Here is a 6,512-nt window from a genome sequence, read left to right on the forward strand (position 1 = left end):
ATTGTATTTGGGTCTCTATCCCCTTCTTTCCAATCAACGAAAACATCCACACCGATCAAAGTTTTCTTAACAGGAACTGCCGGCTTCAATTTTATCTGCATCGGAGTCGTGTCGGATTTGTCAAAATGTGCAGGAACCATATGGATCGGGCTTTGGCCCAGTCTTTCGATCACTGCCTGTGCAAATTCCTGCGTCCCCACTTTTTTGGACGACAGGCCTTCCTGAAAAATATCCCCAGTGTGAATGCCATCTTCCAAGGTCCTCATCCAAGCATTGGAGATTTTTTCAGCCACCTCTGGCTGTCCGATATGAACGAGCATCATGATGGCGCCATTGAGCAATCCGGATGGATTGGCCATATCCATGCCCGCGATGTCGGGTGCAGATCCATGAATTGCTTCAAACATCGCCACTTCCTCACCGACATTTGCGGATCCTCCAAGACCTACAGATCCCGTCACTTGAGCAGCCACGTCGGATATAATGTCACCGTATAGATTTAGCGTTACGATTACATCAAAAGTATCCGGTCTCTCTGCAATCAATGCTGTCCCGATATCAATGATCTTATGATCCGTCTGAATCGTTGGGTATTCTTTTGCGATTTCATCAAAAACCTTGTGAAACAAGCCATCAGCCAACTTCATGATATTGTCTTTGGTCATGCAGGTTACTTTCTTCCGACCGTATTTTTTGGCATACTCAAAAGCATACCGTACGATTTTTTCTGACCCTGGGCGGGAGATCAATTTAAGACATTGAAAAACTTCATCTGTTTGTCTGTGTTCGATTCCTGCATAGAGATCTTCCTCATTTTCCCTGATGATGACCAAATCGGTTTTAGGGTAATGGGTTTTGATATAGGGTGAATAGGCTTTGCAAGGCCTGACATTGGCAAAAAGACCGAAGGAAGTTCGGGTGGTTACATTCAAACTTTTGAATCCACCTCCTTGGGGAGTGGTGATGGGTGACTTTAAAAACACCTTGGTTTCTTTGAGCGATTCGAATGCGCCAGGTTCCATCCCAGAGCTTATTCCTTTAAGATAAACTTGTTCGCCAATTTCAATAACATCGATATCGATCTGAGCATCAGCCGCATGTAGAATATTAAGAGTGGCTTTCATGATTTCGGGACCGATCCCGTCTCCATAAGCCACGGTGATTTTTCTTTTTAATGACATGTATATTTCAGATTTGGATAAAACTTAGTTTTGTTACAAAAATAAGGAAATTTGATTGACGGCAGGAGTAAACCTATTATAAATTAGCAACATCTCTGAACTTTTGTATGACCGGAAAAATAAAAACCACTTTGCTTTTCCCCTTACCTATTGGATTTTTCTAAGAAATCCTTTGGGATTGGATCTCTGAATGGTATATTTGATTTTTAATACTGTTCAATAAATATGTCCGAATCAAAAAATATTCTCTGTGAAAATAAAGGTGGTATCCTTTACCTTACCATCAATCGGGAATCCAAGCTCAATGCACTCAATGCAGCCACACTTGAAGAACTCCGGAACATTTTTAATGAGGTGGTTGACAACAAAGAAATCAAGGCTGTAATTATCACGGGGTCTGGTGAAAAGGCTTTCATCGCTGGGGCAGATATCAGCGAGATCGCAAAACTCAATGAACTGAATGCCAGAAAATTTGCTGAAAACGGTCAGGAAATTTTTAGCCTTATTGAGAATTGCCAAAAACCAACCATTGCGGTCGTCAACGGTTTCGCCTTGGGCGGAGGTTGTGAGCTGGCGATGGCCTGCCACATGAGAATCGCTGTTGCCAATGCGAAATTTGGTCAACCTGAAGTCAATCTTGGAATTATTCCTGGTTATGGTGGTACACAAAGGCTTACTTATCTCGTCGGTAGAGGAAAAGCCAATGAACTCATGATGACCGGAGACATGATCGGTGCAGATGAAGCAAAAGCACTGGGATTGGTCAACCATGTCTTGCCAACAAAAGATGAGGCAATGGAGAAGGCTGAAGATATCATGAAAAAAATCATGTCCAAAGCACCCTTGGCCATCGGAATGATTGTGGATTGTGTCAATTCGGTGTTCATCGCCGAAGAAAACGGTTATCAGACGGAAGCCAACAGTTTTGCAAGGTGTGTGAAATCGGGGGATTACAAAGAAGGTACTTCTGCTTTCTTGGAAAAAAGAAAACCGGTTTTCAAAGGGGAATAGTACCCTTTGATTTTTTGAAATGAGTCAACTCAAAAAACTTGCAGGACAGACGGCGGTCTACGGAATCAGCAGCATCCTAGGCAAAACCATTAATTTTTTATTGCTGCCACTTTATATTGTTTATTTGGACAAGGAGGCACTAGGCTCATTCACCAACTTCTATGCATTTATCGCTTTTCTGAATATTGTTTTCACCTATGGCATGGAGACTGCCTTTTTTCGGTTTTCTACTGGAAAAGGGTTGGATCCAAAAAAAGTCTATGGCCAAGTCCAGTCCTTATTAATGACGACTTCTCTTGTCTTGGGCGCATTGATCTACTTCAGCGCGCCACAATTGAGTATTTGGCTGGGCTATGAAGGACAGGAATTCCTGTTTAGATGGATGGCTTGGATATTGGCCATTGATGCAGTGTTGGCCATTCCCTACGCAAAACTCAGGGTAGAGAACAAGTCCCTCACATTTGCACTGTCAAAACTTGGCAATATCCTGTTCAATATAGGGTTCAATATTTTCTTCATCGCCATCTGCTTCCACATCTGGAAGGGTGAATTTCTCACGGAATTACGGCCTTTGGTAATTGGTTTTTACAATCCAGAATGGGGATTTGAGTATATCCTGCTTTCCAATCTAATTGCCAATGCCCTCATGATCCCAATCCTTTTTTATTTTGGGGGGAAATTCAAATTGGGATTTGACAAGAAATTCATAGCCCCGATGTGGCAATACGCCATCCCCCTTTTCTTCATGGGACTTGCGGGTGTGACCAATGAGGTTTTTTCAAGATGGCTTTTCGAATACGTTATCCCCGAAAATTTCTATCCCGGGCTTACACCAAGGGAGGCCGGGGGTATATTTGGTGCCAATTTTAGACTTGCCATCTTCATGAGTTTGATCATTCAGGCATTCAAATTTGCTGCTGAGCCCTTTTTCTTCAACCAATCAACCGAAAAAAACAGCCCTGAACTCTTTGCTCGAGTAATGCATGCCTTTGTGATTTTCTGCTGCACCTTGATGATTGTCGTCTCGGTCAATCTCGACATCATAGGAAAACTGATCCTGATCAAAGCCGATTATATCGAAGCCATGGTGATGGTCCCAGTTTTACTTTTGGGATATTTATTCCTCGGCATCTATTTTAATCTCAGCATCTGGTTTAAATTGACCGATCAGACCAAGTACAGTTTTTACATCACTTTGGTAGGTGCAATTGTCACCATTCTGGTAATCTTCACTTTGGTGCCACTCATTGGCTATATGGGTGGAGCCTTAAGCACCTTGGCCTGCTATCTGACCATGTCAGCGATTTGCTATTTTTATGGGCAGAAATATTTCTTTATCCCATACCAAACTGGGAAGAGCCTTTTTTACCTTGCGTTGGCATTTGGACTAAGCTATGGCGGTTTTTTTCTGGAGGTAGATCAGGTGGTATTACAATTTTTAGGAAGAAATATACTGGTCTTAATATTTGTTCTCGTAGTTTTGTTGATTGAAAAAGAGGAAATCAAAAAGCTTTTGGCAAGACAAAAACCAAAAAGACTGTAAATCAGATTCTGAACAATTCAAGTATACAACAGTATCTAAAAATCCGGAATCAAATAGCTACCGCTTTCCTAAAATTTGATCGGCCGCTTAGATTTTGTTCCAAAATCATAAAAAAGCCATTTGAAATCTTGGCTATCCAAACTTTACACAAGGTATCCCGTCCATGAAAGTCAAAGTCATCAACCATTCCAAGCACCCTCTTCCCGAATATCAAACGCCACTTTCCGCAGGGATGGACTTAAGGGCCAACCTTGAGGAATCCATTCCATTGGAACCACTGGAAAGAAAATTGGTAAACACTGGATTGTTTCTGGAATTGGCGCCAGGTTTTGAAGCCCAAATTCGACCTAGGAGCGGCTTGGCCTTCAAACACGGCTTGACGGTCCTAAACTCTCCAGGTACCATCGATGCGGATTATAGAGGGGAAATTAAAGTCCTTCTTGTCAATCTTTCCAATGAAACCTTTCTGATCAATGATGGGGAAAGAATTGCCCAGATGATCATTGCCAAACACGAACGAATAGAATGGGAAACCTCTTCTATATTATCGGAAACAGAGCGGGGATCGGGTGGATACGGGAGTACCGGTAAGGAATAAATTCAAATCTTTTTGAATTCCCTGGCACATTATTTCCATTCCTATCGTTTATCCAATTTGATAAGCTGCCTTTACAATAAAAGGCATTAAGTTTGCGTGGAATTGGGTTGCCACAAACAGAAAAGGTACCAAAGCGTACTTTCGATTCAGAAAATCCCAATCCAACCCTTGTCAAGGCCATCCGTTAATTTCCCAAAGTGGTGGATTCAAAAGTTTAAATTTGATCGTGTGAAAATAGAAAGGATAATAATTGCCGGTTTATCAATGCTGTTGCTGTTTTGCCAGACAGTCAATGCCCAAGTTGATAAATCCCCCAAAATAGGGAAAAAGGAGAAAACCCAAAACATCAAGGCAGACCGACTTTTTATCGAGGGTCAAAAAAACCTGATGCTGGAGGATTATGAAAAAGCTTATTTTTATTTCCGAAAAGCGCTTGAAATCAAGCCAAATGAAGGCGCTATCAACTTTAAATTGGCCGAAATACTATTAAAAGCCAATCGGGTTGATGAGGCATTGCCCTACGGCTTAAAAGCTGTGGCGGCAAACCCCGAAAACAAATACTATAATTTGGCGATGGCGGAAGTTTACAGCAAAAAAAACGAACCCCAAAAAGCCGCTGATATTCTTGAAAACCTGATGAGCAATTCGGAGGAAAACCAAAACTACATTCTGGATCTTGCCTCCCTGTATATGGGAAGTGGTGATTTCGACAAAGCCTTGGAAGCCTTCAATCGAGCAGAAGAATATTACGGAGTTGCAGAGCAACTCACCATCCAAAAACAAAGGATTTATTTGAGAAAAAATGATCTCAGCGGTGCTATCCGAGAAGGCCAAAACCTGATAGAAGCACATCCTGGAAATTCCCAGTATGTACTTTCCTTGGTGGAAATTCTTTTCAACAACGGAAGAACAGATGATGCGCTGTTAGTCATTCAACAATCTCTGGCAAATTACCCCAATCAGCCTGATCTCCAACTTGCCGCATATGCACTGTATAAGGAAAAATCGGATTTGGAAACCGCAGAGGCCCTGATATTGAAAGCATTTGGCAATCCAGATTTGGAAGCACAAGTGAAAGCACAGGCTTTTTCTGATGTCCTTCAGGAAATCAAAACCGAAAAAAGAGAAAAGCTCTTGGATCAATTGGAAGCACTGATGCTGGAAAACAACCCAAACGATGCTGAAATCTACACCGTCTTGGGAGACAGGAAAATGATGGCCGGCAACAAAGTAAGTGCCTTGGAAAGCTACAAAAAATCCATCTCCATCAATTCCGCCAACGATCAGGTCCTTCAGGGAATCATTACGATGATGTTTGAGACGGGAAAGGATTTTGATAAAATAGAAAAATATACCAGCATCGCTGTTGAGGAATTCCCTGCAAGGGCCGATTTCTGGTTCTTTGACGGCACGGCCAAATCTGCACAAAAGAAATCCTTGGAAGCTGAGGAATCTTTGGTCAAAGCCTTGGAGGTAAATCAATCCAAAAACAAGCAATTGGAAACCCTAGTCTATGGGCAATTGGGAGATACCTTTCACAGCATTGGCAAGAAGCAGGAAGCATATGATGCCTACGAAAAGGTTCTCAAAACCAACCCTGAAGATGAGCACGTCCTGAACAATTATGCCTATTTTCTCTCCTTGGCCAAAAAAGACCTGGAAAAAGCAAAGACCATGTCAGGGAAATTGATCCTTAAATTTCCAGAAAACGCAACCTACCTGGACACGCATGCATGGGTGTTGTTTCAACTGAAAGACTATGAAGGGGCAAAGAAATACATGGAAAAGGCCTTGTTAATTGAGGAGACTCCGAGCGGCGTAATGCTGGAACACTTTGGCGACATTTTGTATCATCTTGGGAACAGAAACGAAGCAATTGCTTATTGGAAAAAAGCCCAAGGCGGAGACGAAACATCGAACCAACTGAATAAAAAAATACAAGACAAAAAATATTATGAATAAAATACTTTTAGGTGGATTGCTGATTTTTTCCTTGTTCATTTCGGGCTGTGCCAAAAAACCGATCCTGTATTCCTCAGATGAGATCATGGAGGAGTTCATACCGAATTATTTTGAATACAAATACCTTAGTGCTAGGGCTAGGATCGTTATTGAAGAGTCTTCGGGAAAAACTACTCGGGGAACCCTGAATATCCGTGCAAAAAAAGACAGTGTCTTA

Annotated in this window: 5 protein-coding genes and 1 pseudogene; 5 read left to right on the forward strand and 1 reads right to left on the reverse strand. The window is 41.9% G+C overall.

The window, feature by feature from the left end; translation table 11 throughout:
- On the reverse strand, nt 1-1,181 hold a 1,181-nt coding region (locus tag Q7J63_RS02475; RefSeq protein WP_304883822.1), incomplete at its 3' end, for an NADP-dependent isocitrate dehydrogenase.
- Between the two features lie 225 nt (nt 1,182-1,406).
- Here Q7J63_RS02475 and Q7J63_RS02480 point away from each other — a divergent pair.
- The 5 genes and pseudogenes from Q7J63_RS02480 to Q7J63_RS02500 all read left to right on the forward strand — a co-directional run.
- Complete coding sequence (locus tag Q7J63_RS02480; protein ID WP_019597898.1) at nt 1,407-2,192, forward strand: enoyl-CoA hydratase/isomerase family protein; 786 nt, start codon at nt 1,407-1,409, stop codon at nt 2,190-2,192.
- 19 nt (nt 2,193-2,211) lie between these two features.
- Nucleotides 2,212-3,735: a lipopolysaccharide biosynthesis protein gene (locus tag Q7J63_RS02485; protein ID WP_019597899.1), complete on the forward strand. Its 1,524-nt coding sequence runs from the start codon at nt 2,212-2,214 to the stop codon at nt 3,733-3,735.
- A gap of 163 nt (nt 3,736-3,898) precedes the next feature.
- A complete protein-coding gene (dut, locus tag Q7J63_RS02490; RefSeq protein ID WP_304883823.1) occupies nt 3,899-4,333 on the forward strand; it encodes a dUTP diphosphatase in 435 nt (144 codons plus the stop codon).
- A gap of 228 nt (nt 4,334-4,561) precedes the next feature.
- Complete coding sequence (locus Q7J63_RS02495; RefSeq protein ID WP_304883824.1) at nt 4,562-6,295, forward strand: tetratricopeptide repeat protein; 1,734 nt, start codon at nt 4,562-4,564, stop codon at nt 6,293-6,295.
- Nucleotides 6,288-6,512 (forward strand): annotated as a pseudogene (locus tag Q7J63_RS02500) (DUF4292 domain-containing protein); the annotation flags it as partial. The gene Q7J63_RS02495 and the pseudogene Q7J63_RS02500, both read left to right, overlap by 8 nt.

This window comes from Rhodonellum sp., from assembly GCF_030656585.1.
Taxonomy (GTDB): domain Bacteria; phylum Bacteroidota; class Bacteroidia; order Cytophagales; family Cyclobacteriaceae; genus Rhodonellum; species Rhodonellum psychrophilum.

Excerpts from the sequence above, each read along its gene's own strand:
- Q7J63_RS02485 (WP_019597899.1), top strand. The coding sequence starts at position 2,212 with ATGAGTCAACTCAAAAAACTTGCAGGACAGACGGCGGTCTACGGAATC.
- dut (WP_304883823.1), top strand. The coding sequence starts at position 3,899 with ATGAAAGTCAAAGTCATCAACCATTCCAAGCACCCTCTTCCCGAATAT.
- Q7J63_RS02480 (WP_019597898.1), top strand. The coding sequence starts at position 1,407 with ATGTCCGAATCAAAAAATATTCTCTGTGAAAATAAAGGTGGTATCCTT.